We start from the raw sequence: 21,155 nt of genomic DNA on the forward strand, positions 1-21,155 counted from the left end.
TCAGGAGAACCTCACCAGCAGAAGGGCCGCCAGAAGCAGGAACGTGCCGCCGAGCATGGACAGCGCGTACGACCGGACGAACCCGGTCTGCATGCGCCTCAGCCGGCCGGACCCGCCGCCGAGGGCCGCGGCGAGGCCGTTGACCGCCCCGTCGACCCCGCGGTTGTCGACGTACACCAGCGCCCGCGCGAGCCAGGTGCCCGGGCGGGCGACCAGCGTCTCGTTGAGGGCGTTGCCGTACAGGTCCTTGCGAGCCGCCCGGACGACCCAGGAGACGCGCTGCGGGCGCTCGACCGGGATGTCCCGGCCGGGCCGGAAGATCCAGACCGCGAGGAGCGCGCCGATCAGGGCGAGCGCGATGGTGAGCCACGGGATCGCGTCGGCCGAGATCGGGGCGTGCTCGGCCTCGTGGTACGCGCCGACGGTCGGGGCCAGCCAGTTTTCGAACCGGTCGCCGATGGCGAAGAACGCACCGGAGCCGACCGAGCCGATCGCCAGGATCGCCATCGGGATCCACATGATCGGCTTGGACTCGTGCGGGTGGAAGTCGCGGCCGTCGGAGCTCTTGATCTCCTTCCAGCGCGACTTGCCGAAGAAGGTCATCATCATCAGGCGCGTCATGTAGAACGCGGTGAGCCCGGCGCCGATGATGCCGGCGAGGCCGAACACCCAGCCGCGCCAGCCTTCCTGGCCGAACGCGGCTTCGATGATCGCGTCCTTGGTGTAGTAGCCCGCGAGGAACGGAAAGCCGATCAGCGCGAGGTAACCGAGGCCGAAGGTGACGAACGTGATCGGCATCTTCTTGGCCAGGCCGCCGAACTTGCGCATGTCGACCTCGTCGTTCATGCCGTGCATGACCGAACCGGCCCCGAGGAAGAGCCCGGCCTTGAAGAAGCCGTGGGCCACGAGGTGCATGATGCCCAGCGCGTAGATGCCCGGCCCGAGGCCGACCGCCAGCATCATGTAGCCGATCTGGCTGACGGTGGAGTAGGCGAGCACCTTCTTGATGTCGTCGTAGGCACAGCCGACGATGCACCCGATCAGCAGCGTGACCGCGCCGACGAGCGTGACGACCAGCCGGCCGTCCGGCGTCGCGGAGAAGATCACGTTGGAGCGGGCGACGAGGTAGACGCCCGCGGTGACCATCGTTGCCGCGTGGATCAGGGCCGAAACCGGGGTCGGGCCCTCCATCGCGTCCGGGAGCCAGGCCTGCAGCGGGAACTGGCCCGACTTACCGCAGGCGCCGAGCAGCAGCAGGATCGCGATCGCGGTGATCGCGGCCGGCGGGATCTGCCCGTTGGTGAGGCCGTCGAAGACCTGGGTGTACCCGGTGGAGCCGGTGTACTTGAACATCAGGAAAATCGCCAGCGCGAGCCCGACGTCACCGACGCGGTTCATCAGGAACGCCTTCTTCGCGGCGGTGGCCGCGGACGGGCGGTTCTGGTACCAGCCGATGAGCAGGTACGACGCGAGACCCACGCCTTCCCAGCCGAGGTACAGCGTCACAAAGCTGTTGCCCAGTACCAGGATCAGCATCGAGGCGACGAACAAGTTCAGGTACGCGAAGAAGCGGTATCGGCCCTCGTCGTCGGCCATGTAGCCGATCGAGTAGAAGTGGATCAGCATGCCGACGCCGGTGATCAGCAGGACGAACGTCAGCGACAGCGCGTCGATGCGCAGCCCGAAGTCCACCTGGAGCTGACCCGCCGGAATCCACGAGTACAGGTTGATGTTCTCGGTCGCGTTGCCCGCCGTCGAGAAGAAAAGGATCACTGCGTAGACAAACGCCAGGGCGACGGTGGCGGTGCCGAGCAGATGCCCCCAGGCCTTCGCCCGTTTCCCGGAAAGCAGGAGGATCAGGGCTCCGAGGGCCGGAAGGGCCACCAGCAGCCACGATGATGCGGTCACACTAGCCCTCTCAGTACTTCAGCAGGTTGGTGTCGTCGACCGAGGCCGAGCGCCGGGTGCGGAAGATCGACATGATGATCGCCAGGCCGACCACGACTTCGGCGGCGGCCACGACCATCACGAAGAACGCCATCACCTGGCCGTCGAGCCCGCCGTTGATGCGGGCGAACGTGACCAGGCTGAGGTTCACCGCGTTGAGCATCAGCTCGATGCACATGAACACGACGATCGCGTTGCGGCGGACCAGGACGCCCACGGCGCCGATGGAAAACAGCAACGCCGACAGCAGCAGGTAGTAGCTCGGGGTCACTTTCCTTCCCCTTCTTCGTCGGTGCCCGCGGCAACGCTGTCGCCGCCGACCAGCGCGTGGGCATCGGGCTTGGGGCCCTCGTCGGCGATGAGCTTGCGCTCGCGCATGAGCTGCAGCGCCGAGGTGGATTCGATGATCGCCGAGAGCGATTCCGGCGCGATCGAACCGTCGGGCAGCAGGGCCGGCACGGCGACGGAGTTGGCCGTGGCGAACACACCCGGGCCGGGCAGCGGCGACGGGCGGTCGTGCTCGCCGCGGAAGCGCAGCTTCACGAGCTCGCGCTGCGGGACCTTGCCGCCCTTCTTGTGGCGGTCGGTGAACGCCAGCACCATCGCGCCGAGCGCGGCGGTGATGAGCAGCGCCGACGTGAGCTCGAACGGGAACAGGTACTGCGTGAAGATGATCCGCCCGAGGCCGCCCGCGCCACCGCCGTTGGCGGCGTACGGATCGAGTGCCGGGGCCGGAGTCACGTTCACCATCGAGCGGAACACGCCGGCGGCGATCAGTGCGGCGAGCCCGATGCCGAGCACCGTGGCCATGAACCGCTGTCCGCGCAGCACCTCGACCACGGAGTCGGAACTCTCGCGGCCGACCAGCATCAGCACGAACAGGAACAGCATCATGATCGCGCCGGTGTAGACGATGATCTGCGTGAACCCGAGGAACGGCGCCGACTGCGTCATGTAGAGCGCGCCCAGGCTCAGCATCGTGAGCACCAGCCACAGGGCCGAGTGCACGGCGTTGCGCGAGAAGATCATCCCGAGCGCGCCGAGCAGCGAGAGCGGGCCGAGGATCCAGAACGCGATCGCCTCGCCCACCGACACCGAGGTCGACGCGGCGGCGGGCGCCTGCGCGAGAACTGCCGCGATCATTGCTTGGCCTCCTGCTGCTGCGCCTTCGCCAGCTCAGGACCGTTCACGTAGTAGTCCTGCTCGTTGTCGCCCAGACGCATCGGGTGCGGCGGCTGCTCCATACCGGGCAGCAGCGGGGCGAGCAGGTCTTCCTTGGTGTAGATGAGCCGCTGACGGTCGTCGTCGGCGAGCTCGTAGAAGTTGATCATCGTCAGGGACCGCGTGGGGCAGGCCTCGATGCACAACCCGCAGCCGATGCAGCGCAGGTAGTTGATCTGGTAGTCCGCGCCGTATCGCTCACCCGGGGAGAAGCGCTCCTCCTCGGTGTTGTTGCCGCCTTCGACGAAGATCGCGTCGGCCGGGCAGGCCCAGGCGCACAGCTCGCAGCCGACGCACTTCTCCAGCCCGTCCGGGTGGCGGTTGAGCTGGTGGCGACCGTGGTACCGCGGCGCGGCCGGGGCACCGGCCTCCGGGTACTCCTCAGTGGCGACCTTCTTGAACATCATCGCGAAGGTGACGCCGAAACCCTTGATGGGATTGAGGAAGTCAGTTGCCCCCATCTTCTGCCCCTTCCTGTGCTGCGGTGCCGACGGCCGCCGGCTTGCGCCGGGCCGCCCTCGCCTCCGCCTTGGCCAGCGCCTTCTGGCGCGGAGTGCTCTCGGGAACCTTCAGGTCCAGCGGGGGCACGGGGAACCCGCCGCCCGTGAGGTCGACGTAGTCGCCTTCCGGCAGCTTCTTGTTCGGCACCGCCAGGCTGATCAGCACGAGCACCACCAGCACGATGCCGACGCCGACGAGGATCTGCGGCCAGCTCCACTGGATGGTCTTGATCGCGACGACCACGAGGATCCAGACCAGGTTGATCGGCACCAGGACCTTCCAGCCCAGGCGCATGAACTGGTCGTAACGCAGCCGCGGCAGCGTGCCGCGCAGCCAGATGAAGCAGAACAGCAGCACGAACAGCTTCGCGAAGAACCAGAGCATCGGCCACCAGTTCTGGTTCAGCGGCGAATCGTCGCCGACGAACGGGAACCGCCAGCCGCCGAGGAACAGCGTGGTGCAGAACGCCGAAACGATCACCATGTTCACGTACTCGGCGAGGAAGAACATCGCGAACTTCATCGAGCTGTACTCGGTGTGGAAACCGCCGACCAGTTCCGACTCGGCCTCGGGGAGGTCGAACGGCGCGCGGTTCGTCTCACCGACCATCGAGATCAGGTAGATCACGAAGCTCGGGATCAGCATGTAGAAGTACCAGCCGTGGGCCTGCTGCGCCACGATCTCCGACGTCTGCAGCGAACCGGAGTAGAGGATCACCGCGACGATCGAGAGGCCCATCGCGATCTCGTAGGAGATCACCTGCGCCGCCGAGCGCAGACCACCGAGCAGCGGGTACGGCGAGCCCGAGGACCAGCCGGCAAGGACGATGCCGTACACGCCGATCGACGAGCACGCGAGGATCACCAGCACGCCCACCGGCAGGTCCATCAGCTGCAACGTGGTCGTCTGGCCGAAGATCGACACCACCGGGCCGAACGGGATGGCCGACAGGGCGATCAGCGCGGGGACGGCGGCGAGCACCGGCGCGAGGAAGTACACCTTGCGGTCGGCGGTGTCCGGGATGATCTGCTCCTTGAACGGGAGCTTGATCGCGTCGGCCAGCGACTGCAGGTATCCATTGGGACCGACGCGGTTCGGGCCGGGCCGGTTCTGCATCCGGCCGACCGCCTTGCGCTCCCACACGATCAGGAAGATCGTGAGGATCGGGCCGATCAGCAGGATGACGACGGCCTTGATCAGGATCAGCCACCACGGGTCGTCCGCGAGCAGGCGGGCCCTCTCGGCGGCGTCCGGCATCTGCGCCAGGAACGGCATGAGCTGCGGGCTCACTGTTCACCTCCGGAGATCTGCACCAGCGCGCCGTGACCCGCGGCCAGTGCGGCGCGGACGGCGGAGCCGTCGGAGTTGCCCGGGAGCCACACGACCCCGTCGGGCAGGTCGGCGACCTCGACGGGCAGCGTGATCGAGCCGCGCTCGGTGGACACGCGGACCACGACGCCGAGGCCTTCGGCGGTCTTCGCCGATAGCCGGGCCACGGGCTTGCGCTGCGTGCCCTTGAGGTGCGGTTCGTCGTCCTGCAGCGAGCCGTTGTCGATCAGCTGCCGCCAGGTGGCGAGCACGGCCTGGCCGGCGCCCGGCACCGGCGCGGCCTGCGCCGCGGTGGCGATGTGGCCCCAGTTCGTCGTGCCCTGGCCGAGCTTGGCGAAGTCGCCCGCCGCGGCGGCCGGCGTCTGCGTGAACAGGTCCACGTCCATCTCGACGGCGAGAGTGTCGAGCACCCGGCCGTCAGAGAGAGACCCGGTGCCTTCGACCGTGATGTCGAACTCGCGGCGGCGGCCCTCCCAGTTGAGGTAGCTGCCCGCCTTCTCGACCGACGGCGCGATCGGCAGGACCACGTCCGCCCGTTCGGTGACCTCGCTCGCCCGCAGCTCCAGGCTGACCACGAAGCCCGCGTTGTCGAGCGCACGCCGGGCCAGGTCCGGGTCGGGCAGGTCGTTGGGGTCGAGCCCGCCGACGACCAGGCCGTCGAGGTCACCGCCCGAAGCGGCTTCCAGGATGCCTGTGGTGTCGCGGCCCGCCGCGGCGGGAAGCTCGGCGCCCCAGCGCTTTTCGACCTCGGCGCGAGCTGCGGCGTCGGTGACCGAGCGACCGCCCGGCAGCAGCGTCGGCACGCAGCCGGCGGCCAGCGCACCGCGTTCACCGGCTCGGCGCGGGATCCACGCGAGCCGCGCGCCCGTGCGCAGGACCAGCGCCTGCAGCGAGGAGAACAGGCCGGGGACCTCGGCGGCGCGCTCGCCGACGAGGATCACCGCGCCACCACCGGCCAGGGCGGAGTCGAGGTCCGGCGCGTGCTGCGCGATGCCGTCGACCGCGGCGGCTTCCCCACCCGGCACGCAGGCGAGCAGCTCACCGAAGGTCTTGCGCACCGACGAGGTGGTCCACTGTCCCAAGTGGACGACGCGGGTGCGGTTCTTGCGGGCTGCCTTGCGCAGCCGCAGGAACACGATCGGTGCCTCGTCCTCCGGCTCGAAGGCCACGCACAGGACCGTGCGGGCCTGCTCGATCTCGCCGAAGGTCACGCCGGTCTCCGGCGTGGTGGCCACGACCGACGAGGTGAGGAACGCCAGCTCCTCGGCCGAGTGCGCGCGAGCGCGGAAGTCGATGTCGTTGGTGCGCAAGGCGAGCCTGGCGAACTTCGAGTACGCGTAGGCGTCCTCGACGGTCAGCCGGCCACCGGTGAGCACGCCGACGCCCTTGCCGTCACGGGCCTTGGTGAGGCCCTCGGCCGCGGTGCGCAGCGCGTCGGTCCAGGAGGCCTCCTCCAGCACGCCAGCCTCGTTTCGGACCAGCGGGCGGCGGACGCGGTCGTCGGCCTGGACGTAGCGGAACCCGAAGCGGCCCTTGTCGCACAGCCACTCTTCGTTGACCTCGGGGTCGTCGCCCGCGAGCTTGCGCTGCACCTTGCCGCGGCGGAAGTCGGTGCGCTCCGCGCAGCCCGAGGAGCAGTGCTCGCACACGCTCGGCGAGGACACCAGGTCGAACGGGCGGGACCGGAACCGGTACGCGGCGCTCGTGAGCGCGCCGACCGGGCAGATCTGGATGACGTTGCCCGAGAAGTAGCTCTGGAACGGCTGGCCGCTCGTGGTGCGGGAGGCCAGGTCCAGCACGTCGGCCGTCTCGGCGGTGCCGATCTGCTGGTGCGCGCCGCGTTCGAGCAGTTCGATGAACGGGTCGCCCGCGATCTGCGCCGAGAACCGCGTGCAGCGCTGGCAGAGCACGCAGCGTTCACGGTCCAGCAGCACCTGCGACGAAATCGGCAGCGGCTTCGGGAACGTGCGCTTGGTGTCGACGAACCGCGACTCGGTACGGCCGTGGGCCAGCGCCTGGTTCTGCAGCGGGCACTCACCGCCCTTGTCGCAGATCGGGCAGTCGAGCGGGTGGTTGATGAGCAGCAGCTCCATCACGCCCTGCTGCGCCTTGTCGGCGACGCCGGAGGTGAGCTGCGTCTTCACGACCATGCCGTCGGCGACCGTCATCGTGCACGAGGCCTGCGGCTTCGGCATCGGCCGGCCGCCCATCTCCACCTCGACGAGGCACTGGCGGCAGGCGCCGGCCGGGTCGAGCAGCGGGTGGTCGCAGAAGCGCGGGATGACCGTGCCGAGCCGCTCGGCGGTGCGGATCAGCAGCTCGCCCTTGGGCGCGATGACCTCTTCACCATCAATGGTCAGCTTCACGTGACCTTCGGGGACCGGGGTCTCCGTGGTCGCGGGCTTGTCGGGCGCGATCGTCATGCCTGAGCTCCCACCAATTCGGGCTGGGCGGCCTTGTTCTTTTCGCACAGCGCGAGGAACTCCTCGCGGAAGTACTTGATCCCGCTCTGGATCGGCGACACCGCGCCGTCACCCAGGGCGCAGAACGAGCGGCCGAGGATGTTGTCGCAGACGTCCAGCAGCGTGTCGATGTCCTCGGCGGTGCCGTGGCCTTCGACCATGCGCTCCAGGATCTGCGCGAGCCAGTACGTGCCTTCGCGGCACGGGGTGCACTTTCCGCAGGACTCGTGCTCGTAGAACTCGGTCCACTTCATCACGGCCCACGGCACGGACACGGTCTCGTTGAAGACCTGCACCGCCGTGGTGCCGAGCATCGAGCCGGCCTCGGCCGCGCCCTCGAAGTCGAGCGGCACGTCGAGGTGCTCGGCGGTGAACATCGGTGTGGACGAGCCACCCGGCGTCCAGAACTTCAGCGGGATGCCGTCCTTCATGCCGCCCGCGAGCTCGAGCAGCTCGCGCAGCGTGGTGCCGAGCGGGCACTCGTACTGGCCGGGCTTCTCGACGTGGCCGGAGATCGAGTAGATCTTCGGGCCGGGCGACTTCTCGCGGCCCATCTCGCGGAACCAGTCGGATCCCGCGTTGATGATGAACGGCGCGCTCGCGATGGTCTCGACGTTGTTCACCGTGGTCGGCGCGGCGTAGAGGCCGGCGGCCGCGGGGAACGGCGGCTTCAGGCGGGGCTGGCCGCGACGGCCTTCCAGCGAGTCGAGCAGCGCCGTCTCCTCGCCGCAGATGTACGCGCCGGCGCCGGCGTGCACGGTCAGCTCCAGGTCGTAACCGGTGCCGAAGATGTTCTTGCCGAGGTAGCCCTTGGCGTACGCCTCGCGCGCGGCCGCGTTGAGCCGGCGGATGCAGTGCAGGGCCTCACCGCGCACGTAGATGAAGCAGTGGTTCGACCGCATCGCGTACGAGGCGATGATGCAGCCCTCGATGAGCGAGTGCGGGTCGGCCATCATCAGCGGGATGTCCTTGCACGTGCCCGGCTCGCCCTCGTCGGCGTTGATCACCAGGTAGTGCGGCTTGTCGAAGTTCGGCGGCATGAACGACCACTTCACGCCGGCCGGGAACCCCGCGCCACCGCGGCCGCGCAGGCCGGAGTCCTTGACGACCTGCACCAGCTGCTCGGGCGTGCCGGCGAGCGCCTTGCGCGCGGCCGTGTAGCCCTCGAGCTGCTCGTAGGTTTCGATGCGCCAGGAGTTCGGCGACAGCCAGCGCTTCGTGAGGACCGGAGTAATGGGATCGGGCATTACTTCTTCTCCAACTCAGGCAGCGGAACGTCCTTCGTCGCCGGCGCGGTCCAGCCGCGCTCGGCCGCGATCTGGGCCCCGCGCAGGGTTTCGACGGCCTGCGACGGCCCGTCGACGTCCCCGCGGTAAGTCTGTTCGTCCTCCGGGAAGAACCCGGCCAACTGCAGCTCCGCGCCCTTGAAGTTCGTCAGCGGCGCGCCGCGCGTGGGGGCCGGCTTCTTGCCCGCCTGCAGCGCGTCGACCAGCGCCACCGCCTTCTCCGGCGTCTGGTTGTCGAAGTACTCGTAGTTGACCTGGATGACCGGGGCGAGGTCGCAGGCCGCGAGGCACTCGGCGTGCTCCAGCGTGATCGAGCCGGGCTCGTTCGGCGTGCCCGCCGTCTCCTCCTGGCCCAGCGGCGCGTCGTCGGAACCGAGGTGCGTCTGGAGCTTCTTGTAGATCGCCTCGCCGCCCATCGCCGCGCACAGCGTGTTGGTGCAGACGCTCACCAGGTGTTCACCGCAGGGGCGGCGCTTGTACATGGTGTAGAACGTCGCGACCGCGCTGACCTCCGCGTCGGAGAGGTCGAGGTGCTTCGCGCAGAAGGAAATTCCCTCCTGGCTGACGTACCCCTGCACCGACTGCACGAGGTGCAGCATCGGCAGCAGCGCCGAGCGCGCCACCGGGTAGCGGGCGATGATCTCCTTCGCCCGCGTGTGGGTGTCCTCTTCGAACACGTCCACGGCCGGGTTGTCGGCCAGGATGCCTTCGGCCGCGACCGGGCCGGGTGCGATGGCGACCACGTCGGTGTCGGCGCCCGCCGCGGCGTGCGTCGTCTTCGCGTTGTGCGGCCCCGGCTCCGGAACTGCCGTCGAGTACGTCATCGGTCCACTCCCCCCATCACCGGGTCGATCGACGCGACCGCTGCGATCACGTCGGCCACCAGCCCGCCCTCGGCCATCGCGGGCATCGACTGCAGGTTCACGAAACTCGGTTCGCGCACGTGCACGCGCAGCGGCCGGGTGCCGCCGTCGGACACCAGGTGCGCCGCGAGCTCACCGCGCGGCGACTCGACCGGCGAGTACACCTGGCCCGGCGGCACGTGGAAGCCCTCGGTGACGAGCTTGAAGTGGTGGATCAGCGACTCCATCGACTGGCCCATGATCTTCTTGACGTGCTCGAGCGAGTTGCCCATGCCGTCGCTGCCGATCGAGAGCTGCGCGGGCCACGCGACCTTCTTGTCCTCGACCATGACCGGGCCCGGTTCGAGCATCTTCTGGACCTGCTTGATGATCCGCAGGCTCTGGTGCATCTCCTCGACACGGATGAGGTACCGCGCCCAGCAGTCGGCGTCGGTCGAGGTGGGGACGTCGAACTCGATCTCGTCGTAGCGCGAGTAGGGCTCGGTCTTGCGCAGGTCCCACGGCAGGCCGGCCGAACGCAGGATCGGGCCGGTGACGCCGAGCGCGAGGCACGCGTCGACCGGCAGGACACCCACGCCCTTGAGCCGGTTGCGCCAGATCGGCTGGCCGGTGAAGAGCTTGTCGTACAAGGGAAGACGGCTGTCCATCACCTTGCAGAACGCGGAGACCTTCTCCTGGAAGTCGTCCGGCATGTCCTGCGCGAGGCCGCCGGGGCGGATGAACGCGTGGTTCATGCGCAGCCCGGTCAGATGCTCCAGCAGGTGCAGGACCTCTTCGCGCTCGCGGAAGCCGAGCGTCATCGCCGTGGTGGCGCCGAGCTCCATGCCGCCGGTGGCGATGTAGACCAGGTGCGAGCCGATGCGGTTGATCTCCAGCAGCATCACGCGCAGCAGCTCCGCGCGCGGCGGGGCCTTGATGCCCAGCAGCTTCTCCACGCCGAGGCAGTAGGCCATCTCCGTGGACAGCGGCGCGAGGTAGTCCATGCGAGTCACGAACGTGACGCCCTGGGTCCAGGTGCGGTATTCGCAGTTCTTCTCGATGCCGGTGTGGAGGTAGCCGATGACCGACCGCAGCTGCGTGACGGTCTCGCCCTCCATCTCCAGCACGAGCCGGAGCACGCCGTGCGTCGACGGGTGCTGCGGGCCCATGTTGATGACCATGCGCTCGTCGTGCTGCGCGTCGGAGACGACGTCGTCCCAGTCGCCGCCGGAGACCGTGTAGACGCGGCCTTCGGTGGTGTCGCGCGAGTCGGCGTACTCGAAGGCTTCTTCTTCGCCGTCGATGATCTCGGACATGTTCTCGCTGGTAGTCACGAGTACGACCTCCGCTGGTCCGGCGGCGGGATTTCCGCGCCCTTGTATTCGACCGGGATCCCGCCGAGCGGGTAGTCCTTGCGCTGGGGGTGGCCGTCCCAGTCGTCCGGCATGAGGATGCGGGTCAGCGCCGGGTGTCCGTCGTAGACGATGCCGAACATGTCCCAGGTCTCGCGCTCCTGCCAGTCGGCCGTCGGGTAGAGCCCGACGAGCGAGGGCACGTGCGCGTCGTCCACGTCGAGGGTGACCTCGACGCGGATGCGGCGCCGGTAGGTCATCGACGTGAAGTGGTACACGGAGTGCAGGCGCTGAGGCACGTCCACGCCGTAGTCCACGCCGGACACCGAGCTCAGCAGCTCGAAGCGCAGGCCGGTGTCGTCGCGCAGCACGCGGGCGACTTCCAGGAGGTGCTCGCGGTCGACGTAGAAGGTGATTTCGTCGCGGTGGACCGTGGTCTGCAGAACCGCCGCGGCCGGAACCTTGTTGTCCGCCAAGGCCGCGTAGAACTCGTCGGCGAACTCGTCGAACCAGCCGCCGTACGGGCGCTCGGCCGGGGGCGGGCTGTAGGCGGGCAGGCGCACGCCGCCGTAACCGGAGGTGTCACCGCTGCCGGTGACGCCGAACATGCCCTTGCGGGCGCGGCCGGTGACGACGGGCTCCACCGGAGCCGCGGGCGTCGTGCCCTGCGGCTCGAGGCCGGCTTCGGGGCGCTCGGCGCTGGACTGCTCGCCACCGGTTTCGGGGGTTTCGGGATTTTCGGCCACCGGGCTCACTTCTTCGCGTACTTGATCGACGAGGCGATCAGCTCGGTGCGCGCGCCGCTGGCCGCGCGGATGGCGGCGCGGCGGGCGTTGATCGGCTCGTCCTGGATCTTGGCGTGCAGCTTGAGGATCGCGTCGAGCAGCATCTCGGGGCGCGGCGGGCAGCCGGGGAGGTACATGTCGACCGGCACCACGTGGTCGACGCCCTGCACCACGGCGTAGTTGTTGAACATGCCGCCCGACGAGGCGCAGACGCCCATCGCGAGCACCCAGCGCGGCTCGGCCATCTGGTCGTAGATCTGGCGCAGGACGGGCGCCATCTTCTGCGTCACGCGGCCGGCCACGATCATCAGGTCGGCCTGGCGCGGGGTGGCGGAGAAGCGCTCCATGCCGAAGCGCGCGATGTCGTAGCGGGAACCGCCGACGGTCATCATCTCGATCGCGCAGCACGCGAGCCCGAAGGTGGCAGGCCACAGCGAGTTCTTGCGCGCCCAGTTGACCAGGCCCTCGAGGCTGGCCAGCAGGATGCCGTTGGGGAGTTTCTCTTCGAGGCCCATGGCTTCAGTTCCAATCCAGGCCGCCGCGCCGCCACACGTAGGCGTACGCGAACCCGACCGTAACGATGAACAGAGCGATCTCCACCAGGCCGAACACACCGAGCGCGTTCGCGTTCACTGCGAACGGGTAGAGGAACACCATCTCGATGTCGAACAGGATGAAGAGCATCGCCGTGATGTAGTACGCCACCGGCATCCGGCCGCCGCCGACGAGCGGCTGCGGCGAAGGCTCGATCCCGCATTCATAGGCCGCGAGCTTCGCCTTGTTGTAGCGGCTGGGGCCGACGAGCGGGCCCAGCAGCACCGACAGGGTGGCGAAACCGAGCGCCAGCACGAACAACAGGACGAGCGGCAGGTACACCTTCAGGCCAGGCGCGGCCGCAGCTCCACTGGGGTCGGCCTGCGCCAGCACGGGCAACATCAGCACGGGGTCTTCGCCATCCTTTCCGCGCCGCTGCGGGTTGCTTCTCGGGTGGTGGTCCGCTTCCTCGTCGGCACCCTAAGGGAGCTGGGTCACACCGCCGAGGGTCAGGGCACCCTTACGGCCCGTGGTCGGGCCGCGGGGTGCTTGTGAAATAGTTCACAAGCCACTCGTCGTGGATGTGAAGCGATTCACAAGCATGGGGGGAGTGTAGGACGCGACTCACACGGCCGTCTCTAGGGGCCGTGGTATAAGGTTTACCTAACTTGACCGCCTGGCCAAGACAGTGCAGCGCGGGTCGCACTCGCGGGACCAGCGATTAAGGGGTTGGTCACCGGGGTCGCCGGGGACAATCCGGACGTGATCTTGTGACGTATCCCACCTGACCGGCTGGGCAACCATTGCTCCAGCCGGGTACCGGCGCACCGGCTCGTGGGACGTCAGCGGGGTCGTTCGGTCTGTTGTCCGGGGTGCCGCTTCGGGTCAGCGGGGGCTGGGCGTGGCGCGGGCGAGAGCCGCGATCAGGCGGTCGACGCCGTCGCCGCCCTTGGCGTCGTAGCAGCCGGAAAGTCCCTTGTACACCAACGGAAGGATCTTGTTGATCCGCAAGCCGTACTTGGTGCACACGTGCATGACCTTTGGGTTGCCGATGAGCTTCGCGAAGACGTTGCCGAGGCGGTAGTACCCGCCCATCAGCTCGCCGACGGCGCGCGGGTAACCCTGCAGCGCACGCTCGCGCGAAGGGCCTTCGCGGCGGGCGAGCGCCTGCACGACGACCTCCGACGCGAGCTGCGCCGACTCCATCGCGGCGGAGATGCCTTCGCCGTTGAACGGGCTCACCATGCCGCCGGCGTCGCCGAGCAGCAGCAGGCCGTCGCGGTAGTGCGGGGTGCGGTTGAAGCCCATGGGGAGGCCGGCGCCGCCGACCTTGCCGATGGCGTTCTCCTCGCGGTAACCCCATTCCTCGGGCGTGCCGTCGAGCCACTGGCGCAGGAGCGCGCGGTAGTCGGTGTTGCGGAACGAGGCGGACGTCGAGAGCATGCCGAGCCCGACGTTCACCGTGCCGTCGCCGAGCGGGAACGCCCAGCCGTAGCCCGGCAGGAGCTTCGGGTTGCGCGGGTCCGAGCGGTCCCACAGCTCGAGGTGGCCCTCGATGAATGGGTCGTCGTGGCGCGGGCTCTTGTAGTACCGGCGCACGGCGACGCCCATGGGGCGCTTCTCGTTCTTCTCGATGCCGACGCTCAGCGCGAGCCGCGCGGACACCCCGTCGCACGCCAGCACGAGCGGCGCGCGGTAGCTCACCGGCGTCTTATCGGGGCCGACCTTCGCCTCGACGCCGACCACGCGGCCGGACGAGCCGGTGATGGCGTTGGTGACGGTGGTGCGCTCGTACAGGCGCGCGCCGGCCTTGACCGCGGTCTTGGCCAGCAGGTCGTCGAAGTCCTGGCGCGTGCGGGCGACGCCGTAGGGCGGGTAGCTGGTGAGGTCGGGCCAGTCGAGCTCGAGCGTGAGGTCGCCGGTGAGGATGCGCAGGCCGCGGTTGTGGACCCAGCCGTTCTCTTCGCTCGTGTCGATGCCGAGGTCGATCAGCTGCTTCACGCCGCGGGGCGTGAGGCCGTCGCCGCAGACCTTCTCCCGCGGGAACTCGGTCTTCTCCAGCAGCAGCACGTCGACCCCCGCGCGCGCGAGGTACGTGGCCGCGGTGGAACCGGCCGGTCCGGCGCCGACCACGATCACTTCGGCGTCGTGGTCCGGGCTGCGGCGGGAGATCGTCATGTCACGAGTCTACGGAGGGCTTCTTCGCGCGGTGAATGGCGACGACGCCGAATGTGAGGTTCAGCCACTCCACTTCCGTCCACCCGGCGCTCGCGATGATCTCGCCGAGCGCCCGCTGGTCGGGCCACGCGAGCATCGATTCGGCCAGGTAGGCGTAGGCCTCGGGGTTCGTCGACGAGCGGCTGCCGACCCACGTGAGCAGCTTCAGGATGAAGCGCCGGTAGAAGAACCGGATGGGCGCGAACGTGGGCGTCGACACCTCACAGATGACCAGCCGGCCCCCCGGCTTGACCACGCGGAGTATTTCGGTGAGCGCGGCCTTGGTGTCGACGAAGTTCCTCAGCGCGAGCGAGATCGTGACGGCGTCGAAGGTGTGGGTTTTGAACGGCAGGTGCAACGCATCCGCCGCGACCATCGGCACCTTCCGGTGCAGCCCCGCGCGCAACATGCCGACCGAGAAGTCGGCCGCCACGCACCACGCCCCGCCACGCGCGTACTCGACCGTCGACACGCCCGTCCCGGCCGCCAGGTCGAGCACCTTCTCACCCGGCTTGGCATCCAGCACCCGCGCCGTGGTGGTCCTCCACCGCCGGTCGAACCCGAACGTCATGAACGAGTTCGCCCGGTCATAACCGGACGCCACGCCGTCGAACATCGCGGCGACTTCGTGCGGATCCTTGTCCAGACTGGCGCGGGGCATGCCTCGAATCTAGACACTCACGGACAGCTCACCCTCTGAGGGTGGCTGAGGCGCTGGTCAGGTGGGCTGGGCTGAGGGCGGGTCTGGGGTGGGCGGGGGTCGCGGCGGCGGGGCCCGGTCGCGACGGTTGGCTCTGTGCGAGCGGTCCTCTCGCACGTCCGCGACGGCACGAACGGTCCCCTCGTCCTCGCAGCGCGAACGGTCCCGTCGTACGGAGCAACCGGAGCGAACGGTCCGCTCGTGGCCGTGGCGTGGGTGCGGAGGGACCGGTCGCGAAGCCGGCGCTCGGCCGGGACCCCGGTCAATCCGAGTGGACTGGTCCGAGCGAGGTTGGTCCCGGCGTATCAAACCCTGCCGAGGTCAACCAAAGCCAGCCGAGGTTAACCAAAGCCAACCAACCTCAGCCGAGGGCAGCGAGCATCCCCCGCACCGACTCGGGCCAGGCGAATTCCTCGGCGCGGGCGCGGGCGGCGGCGCGGCGGAGGTCTTCGGGGCTGTCCAGGAGCCCGGTGACCGCGGTGGCGAAGGCGGGGGCGTGGTCGTCGACGGCGGCGCCGCAGCCGGGGCGGACGATTTCGCGCAGGGCGGACGACGCGGAGACCACCACGGGGGTGCCGGAGGCGAGGGCTTCGAGGGCGGCCAGCCCGAACGTCTCGTGCGGGCCCGGGGCGAGCGAGACGTCGGCGGTGGCCAGTAAGCGAGCGACCTCGTCGCGGCCGGAGAGGAATCCCAGGAACGTCACGGGGAGGCCGCGGGCGCGGCGTTCCAGCGCGCGTCTTCGAGGCCCGTCGCCGGCGATCACCAGGCGCACGCGGGCGCCGGACTCCGTCAGCTCGGCGACCGTGTCGACGCTGCGCTCCACGTGTTTCTCGGGAGACAGGCGTCCACAGTGGACCAGCAGGGCGTCCGCGCCACCGGCCAGCGAATGCCGCCACGAGTCCGAGCGCATCGAGGGCGCGAAGGTCGCCAAGTCGACACCCAGGGGGACCCGGCGGACGTTGGGCGCGGAGATCCGGTCGAACTCGGCGCGGGCGAAGGCGGTGGTGCACACGACCGTGTCGTAGCTGGCGGCCATCCGGCGGTTGGCGACGTCGGCGACACCGCGCGCAACCGGCCGCGGCAGAAGAAACTGCTCCAGTAGACGATCGAGACGCTCGTGGGAAATCACCGTGCTGGGAACACCATTGCGGCGGGCCCACGTGCCCATCCCGCGCAGCGTCAGCCGGTCCGAGACCTCCAGGCGATCCGGCGCAAGCCGCCGCAGCACAGACCGCACGCGATGCGGGTCGACCGCCCGGTAACCGCCCGTGCCGGGGATCCGAGGCGCCGGCAGCGAGTACCGCCGCACGCCCGTGGGCAGCGTCTCCACGGCATACCGGGTGCCCGGCACGACGAGGGTCACGCGGTGCCCGCTGGCGACGTAGCCCGCCCCGAGGTGGTGCAGGGCGGTCCGCAGCCCTCCCGAGCGCGGCCCGTAGAAGTTCGCCAGCTGGACGATGTGCATCGCTCAGGCCGCGCGCGCGGCCCGGTCTTGCACGGCCTCGTAGTGACCCACCAGCTCCCGGCAGACCGCGGGCCACGTCCGGCCCAGCACGACCTTCCGGGCCTTCTCCCCCAGCCGCGCCCGCAGGGCGGCGTCGCGCAGGTCGTCGATGCGCTCGACGAGCGCGCGGCCGAACTCGTCGCGGTCGGCGGGCAGCAGGTACCCCGTGCGGCCGGGCAGGACGAGGTCTTTCGGGCCGCCCGCGTCCGGGGCGAGCACCGGCAGGCCGGAGGCCATGGCTTCCTGGACGGCCTGGCAGAACGTCTCGTGCGGTCCCGTGTGGACGAACACGTCGAGGCTCGCGTAGGCCACCGACAGCTCGTCGCCGTACCTCGCGCCGAGGAAGGCGGCGCCGGGGAGGCGTTCGCGCAGAGAGGGCAGCTCCGGGCCGTCACCGACCACGACCACGCGGATGCCAGGCACGCCGGCCAGCGACACCAGGCGGTCGACTTCCTTCTCCGGCGCCAGCCGCCCGACGAAGCCCACGAGCAGCTCGCCATTGGGCGCCAGCTCGGCCCGCAACGCGGGGTCAGCGTGCGACGGCGAGAAGCGGTCGATGTCCACGCCGCGCGCCCAGCGGTGCACGCGGGGCACACCGTGCAGCCGCAGCTGCTCGACGGAGTCGGAGGACGGGGCGAGCGTCCGGTCGGCCCGCGAGTGCACGCGGCGCACCCAGCGCCAGGCGGCGCGCGCGCCGATGCCGAAGCCGTACGACGTGGCGAAGCCCGCGATGTCGGTCTGGTAGACGGCGATCGACGGCACCCGCAGGCGCCGCGCCGCGGCCAGGCCGCGCGCGCCCACCACGAAGGGCGAGGCCAGGTGCACCACGTCCGGGCGGAAGCCGCTGAGCGCCGTGAGCACAGTGCGCGTCGGCAGGCCGATCGGCAGGGAGTGCACGCCGGGCACGTCCAGCGCGGGGATGCGGACGACCGGTGCGCCGCGGTAGGACTCGGGCCCCGGTCCCGGCGCCACCACGAGCACGTCGTGGGCGCGGTCGACCAGGTGCTCGACGACCCGCAGCACGGAGTTCGTCACGCCGTTCACCTGGGGCAGGAAACTTTCGGTGACTATGGCGACTCGCACCCGGCCACTGTCGCACCGGCGTGTGCGACCCGGACCAATCCTTCGTGACAGCTCGGCCAACGGTGTTCGAACACTCCGAAGCGTTGGCTTCCGGACACAGTCCGTCAACAGATTCGCCACGACATGTCACCTCAAGGTCGTGTCCCGGAAACCAGGACGGCCCAGACTAAGCAGGCATGACCCTCTTGTCCTCCAGGCCGTCGCAGCCCGTGGAGCCGGGGCTGCTCTCGAGGGCTCTCGAGGTGGCCGGCCGGCTGGCCAACGACGCCACCGACGTGATCACCGCGACGGCGGGCCGCGGAGCCCACCCCTCGACCCTGGACTCCCCGTTCGACTGGGTCACCGACACCGACCGCATCCTCGAGCGCCACACCCGCCGGGTGCTGACGGCCGAGTTCCCCGGCATACCTGTGGTCGGCCACGAGTTCGGCGCCGACCACGGCGCCGACGTGGCCGAGTACCGCTGGGTGGTGGACTCCGTCGACGGCACCGCCAACTACGTCGCCGGCGTGCCCTGGTGCGCCTACAGCCTCGCGCTGATCGACGCGTCCGGGCCGGTGGTGGGGGTCGTCGCCGACCCGTACCGCGCCCAGATCTACGCCGCCGCCCGCGGCCGCGGCGCCCGCGCCAACGGCAAACCCATCCAGCTCGTCGACCGCCGCGTGACGGCCGGCGCCATCGTCTGCACCGAGCTCGCGCGCAAGGGGCCGTGGCCGGGGATGGGTGGCTTCATAGAGCGCGCGGCGGCCGCCCACGCGGGCGTGCGGGTGCTGGGCTCGGCCGCGCTGTCGATCGCGCAGGTCGCGCTCGGCCACGCGGCCGCCGCGGTGCTGCACAGCTACCACGAATGGGACGTCGCGGGCTCTGTCGCCATGGCAATCGAGGCCGGCGCGGTAGTGCTGGACAAGCACGGCGAGGACACGACGCTGCCGACGGACGGCCTGCTCGTGGCCGCTCCGGGGGTCGCGGACGAGGTCCTGAGCTGGTGGCAGGAGACGGCGACAGTCGCCACGACCTGATCCGGCGTTCGGGCGGCCGGGTCTCGGTCGCCTGAACGCTGCGCTCGATCAGGCCGCGCAGCGATCACGTCGCTGCGAATCCGGTGCCGGGTGAACACGAAGCCAACACCGCGCGCCTTGGCGGAGCCGCCACAACCGCGTCACAGCGACCGCGGCACACAGCGAGAGGGTCAGCGCCGCAGGCCAAGACGAACCACGCGGGTCAGGCGACCGCGACCTCTGGCACCTCGGCAGCCGCCCGAGCGGCCCGGTCGCGCTTGATGAGGCGGCGCAGCCACCACATCAGCGGCCCCGCGACCAGCCAGGTGAACAGGATGGTCGTGCCCAGCGGCAGGAGGGTGAGCGTCGCGGTGCGGCCGGCGACGCGGGCGGTGCGGTCGGGGTTCGTGACGTCGTACTCGATGGCCACGAGCTGGCCCGCCATGAGGCCGGACGGGTAGAGGACGCCGTTGGCCGGGCTGTGGACGATGCCGTCCGGGCTCTGGAACTGGATGATCGTGCGGTCGAAGTTCACGGACTCGACGGTGGCCGTGGCCGTGCCGAGGTGGGACTCGATGGCGTTGTCGTTGCGGATGGCCGCGAAGAGCAGGCTCACGCACATGACGGTGAGGAGCGAGGCGACACCGAGGACGGCGAACCACCCGATGCGCCTCGCCCGCTCACGCCTGACCGTCACATCGCGAGGTTACCAATCCGGCCAAAAGTAGGCCGACCCCCACTCGGCACGTAACCGTTGCTACGAAGCCATTCGGCCGTGACTGTGGTCGGATTGGTAACGATCGGCACAGTAGTGCCTCACCGTTCCCCCGCGGCGGCGAGCATGCGGTGGTTGGCCCGGATCTGGTCGTAGGACTTCGGCTTGACCAGAGCGTGGGCCGACCGCGCAGCCCGAGCGGCAGCGCCGTTCGGACCGACGGCCGGCTTGCCCTTCGTGAACAGCCACGTCTGGAACAACGCCTGCAGCGGCTTGCCCGACACCTGCTCGGCCAGCGCCTCGAACTCCGGGATCACGCCGTGGCCGCCGGCCTTCGTGGCCTGCCATTTCTGCAGGATGGCGAAGAACGCGTCGTCCCCGACGGTGGTGCGCAGGGCCTGCAGGGCCATCGCACCGCGGTCGTAGACGGCGCCGTCGAACTGGTTCTCCTCGCCCGGGTCGCCGGGCAGGACCTGCCAGAACGCGTCGTCGGCGGCGTAGGAGTCGTAGGCGTACTGGGCGAGCTCGGCCGTGGTGCCCTCGCCCTCGTGTTCGGACCAGAGGTATTCGGCGTAGGACGCGAAGCCCTCGTTGAGCCAGATGTCGCTCCACTTGCCGAGCGAGACGTTGTCGCCGAACCACTGGTGGGCGTTCTCGTGGGCGATGAGCGTGGTGTTGGAACCGTTGAGGAAGTTTTTCAGGCCATAGGTCGGGCGGGTCTGGTTCTCGAGCGAGAACGTGATGCCGCTGGTGACCACGCCGCCCTCGGCCTCGAACGGGAACGGCCCGAACTGCGTGGCCAGGAACGCGTCGATCTCCGGCGTCCGCTCGACGCTCGCCTTGGCCGCGTAGAGGGAGTCGCCGAGGTCGGAGCCGTACGCGGTGATGAACGGCTTGCCGTCCGGCGTAGTCGACTGGTTCACCTCGTACTTGCCCACGACGAACGACGTCAGGTAGGTGGCCTGCGGCTTCGTGCTGCGCCAGTTCCACCGCGTCCAGCCGGCGCGCGACTGGGTCTTGCGCACGAGGGTCCCGTTCGTGATGGCCGCGTTGCCGTCCGGCGCCTCGATGCTGACGTCGTAGGTGGCCTTGTCCGTGGGGTGGTCATTCGAGGGGAACCACCACTGCGCGCTTTGCGGCTCGTCGACGCCCAGCGCGCCGAACGCGCCGTGCTTCCAGCCGTGCAGCCCGTCGACGGCCTCGGTGGACGGCGTGTCGTCGTAGGCGACGACGACGGTGGTGGTCTGGCCCTTGAGCAGCGGGTGCGCGGGGGTGATGACGAGCTCGCCGTTGCCGTTCTGGTTGGCGAAGGTCGCGGCCTCGTTGCCGACCAGCACGCTCTTGGCCTTGAGCGCGAAGTCGAGGTCGAACCGCGACAGGTCCTGCGTCGCGGTGAGCAGCAGCGTCGTCGTGCCCGCCAGCCGGTCGGTCTCCGGCTGGTAGGTCAGGCGGATGTCGTAGTGCAGGACGTCGGTGCCGCCGTTGCCGGCGTTGGGGTAGTACGGATCACCCACCCCCGGCGCCCCCGGCTGCGGCGCGGCCGACGCCACCCCCGCGACCAGCACCGACACCACTCCCGCCGCGACCAACCCGAGCCCGGCCCGACCTCTTCCACGCATGGCGTTTCCTCCCAGACGGTGATCAACGCGCTCGAACGTAGCCAGGGTTCGAGTTGCGAG

At 69.7% G+C, this 21,155-nt stretch carries 19 protein-coding genes; 1 reads left to right on the forward strand and 18 read right to left on the reverse strand.

The features are described 5' to 3' along the window. From nuoL to AB0H62_RS03535, 16 genes are all read right to left on the reverse strand, one after another. Window positions 1-1,908 (reverse strand): NADH-quinone oxidoreductase subunit L, encoded by a 1,908-nt coding sequence (nuoL, locus tag AB0H62_RS03460; protein ID WP_360583890.1) that lies wholly within the window; start codon window positions 1,906-1,908, stop codon window positions 1-3. Window positions 1,909-1,918: 10 nt separating this feature from the next. Next, the gene (gene nuoK, locus AB0H62_RS03465; RefSeq protein WP_220245985.1) at window positions 1,919-2,218 is read right to left on the reverse strand and encodes an NADH-quinone oxidoreductase subunit NuoK; all 300 of its coding nucleotides are present in this window, start codon (window positions 2,216-2,218) and stop codon (window positions 1,919-1,921) included. Beyond that, the gene (locus AB0H62_RS03470; RefSeq protein ID WP_220245984.1) at window positions 2,215-3,090 is read right to left on the reverse strand and encodes an NADH-quinone oxidoreductase subunit J; all 876 of its coding nucleotides are present in this window, start codon (window positions 3,088-3,090) and stop codon (window positions 2,215-2,217) included. The genes nuoK and AB0H62_RS03470 overlap by 4 nt, the downstream gene beginning before the upstream one ends. Continuing rightward, window positions 3,087-3,629, reverse strand: coding sequence for an NADH-quinone oxidoreductase subunit NuoI (nuoI, locus tag AB0H62_RS03475; RefSeq protein WP_220245983.1), 543 nt, complete (start codon window positions 3,627-3,629; stop codon window positions 3,087-3,089). Before nuoI ends, AB0H62_RS03470 begins: the two co-directional genes overlap by 4 nt. After that, window positions 3,616-4,944, reverse strand: a complete 1,329-nt coding sequence (gene nuoH / locus AB0H62_RS03480) for an NADH-quinone oxidoreductase subunit NuoH (protein WP_360584652.1) — start codon at window positions 4,942-4,944, stop codon at window positions 3,616-3,618. The genes nuoI and nuoH overlap by 14 nt, the downstream gene beginning before the upstream one ends. Window positions 4,945-4,955: 11 nt before the next feature. Continuing rightward, window positions 4,956-7,421, reverse strand: coding sequence for an NADH-quinone oxidoreductase subunit G (locus tag AB0H62_RS03485; RefSeq protein WP_360583893.1), 2,466 nt, complete (start codon window positions 7,419-7,421; stop codon window positions 4,956-4,958). Further along, entirely contained in the window at window positions 7,418-8,707 is a 1,290-nt protein-coding gene (nuoF, locus tag AB0H62_RS03490; protein ID WP_220245981.1) for an NADH-quinone oxidoreductase subunit NuoF, read from the reverse strand. Before nuoF ends, AB0H62_RS03485 begins: the two co-directional genes overlap by 4 nt. After that, entirely contained in the window at window positions 8,707-9,570 is an 864-nt protein-coding gene (nuoE, locus tag AB0H62_RS03495) for an NADH-quinone oxidoreductase subunit NuoE (RefSeq protein WP_360583895.1), read from the reverse strand. The genes nuoF and nuoE overlap by 1 nt, the downstream gene beginning before the upstream one ends. Next, complete coding sequence (locus AB0H62_RS03500; RefSeq protein ID WP_220247328.1) at window positions 9,567-10,904, reverse strand: NADH-quinone oxidoreductase subunit D; 1,338 nt, start codon at window positions 10,902-10,904, stop codon at window positions 9,567-9,569. The genes nuoE and AB0H62_RS03500 overlap by 4 nt, the downstream gene beginning before the upstream one ends. Before the next feature lie 14 nt (window positions 10,905-10,918). After that, complete coding sequence (locus AB0H62_RS03505) at window positions 10,919-11,686, reverse strand: NADH-quinone oxidoreductase subunit C (RefSeq protein ID WP_360583897.1); 768 nt, start codon at window positions 11,684-11,686, stop codon at window positions 10,919-10,921. A 5-nt stretch (window positions 11,687-11,691) separates the two neighbouring features. Continuing rightward, window positions 11,692-12,240, reverse strand: coding sequence for an NADH-quinone oxidoreductase subunit B (locus AB0H62_RS03510; protein WP_220245978.1), 549 nt, complete (start codon window positions 12,238-12,240; stop codon window positions 11,692-11,694). 4 nt (window positions 12,241-12,244) lie between these two features. Beyond that, entirely contained in the window at window positions 12,245-12,661 is a 417-nt protein-coding gene (locus AB0H62_RS03515) for an NADH-quinone oxidoreductase subunit A (RefSeq protein ID WP_220247327.1), read from the reverse strand. 483 nt (window positions 12,662-13,144) lie between these two features. Next, entirely contained in the window at window positions 13,145-14,437 is a 1,293-nt protein-coding gene (locus AB0H62_RS03520) for a geranylgeranyl reductase family protein (RefSeq protein WP_360583899.1), read from the reverse strand. 1 nt (window position 14,438) lies between these two features. Then, window positions 14,439-15,137 carry a demethylmenaquinone methyltransferase gene (locus tag AB0H62_RS03525; RefSeq protein WP_220245976.1) on the reverse strand — a complete coding sequence of 233 codons (699 nt, stop codon included), beginning with the start codon at window positions 15,135-15,137 and terminating at the stop codon, window positions 14,439-14,441. A 400-nt stretch (window positions 15,138-15,537) separates the two neighbouring features. Beyond that, window positions 15,538-16,641, reverse strand: a complete 1,104-nt coding sequence (locus AB0H62_RS03530) for a glycosyltransferase (RefSeq protein ID WP_220245975.1) — start codon at window positions 16,639-16,641, stop codon at window positions 15,538-15,540. A gap of 3 nt (window positions 16,642-16,644) precedes the next feature. Continuing rightward, on the reverse strand, window positions 16,645-17,763 hold the full coding sequence (locus AB0H62_RS03535) for a glycosyltransferase family 1 protein (protein WP_220245974.1): 1,119 nt from the start codon (window positions 17,761-17,763) through the stop codon (window positions 16,645-16,647). A gap of 176 nt (window positions 17,764-17,939) precedes the next feature. Here AB0H62_RS03535 and AB0H62_RS03540 point away from each other — a divergent pair, with 176 nt between their 5' ends. Next, a complete protein-coding gene (locus AB0H62_RS03540) occupies window positions 17,940-18,782 on the forward strand; it encodes an inositol monophosphatase (protein WP_220245973.1) in 843 nt (280 codons plus the stop codon). A 202-nt stretch (window positions 18,783-18,984) separates the two neighbouring features. On the opposite strand, the gene AB0H62_RS03545 is transcribed toward AB0H62_RS03540, so the two are convergent. Beyond that, entirely contained in the window at window positions 18,985-19,458 is a 474-nt protein-coding gene (locus AB0H62_RS03545; protein WP_220245972.1) for a DUF3592 domain-containing protein, read from the reverse strand. A 119-nt stretch (window positions 19,459-19,577) separates the two neighbouring features. Beyond that, window positions 19,578-21,095 (reverse strand): M1 family metallopeptidase, encoded by a 1,518-nt coding sequence (locus AB0H62_RS03550; RefSeq protein WP_360583903.1) that lies wholly within the window; start codon window positions 21,093-21,095, stop codon window positions 19,578-19,580. Window positions 21,096-21,155 lie beyond the last annotated feature (60 nt).

It is taken from the genome of Amycolatopsis sp. NPDC050768, assembly GCF_040654155.1.
GTDB lineage: Bacteria > Actinomycetota > Actinomycetes > Mycobacteriales > Pseudonocardiaceae > Amycolatopsis.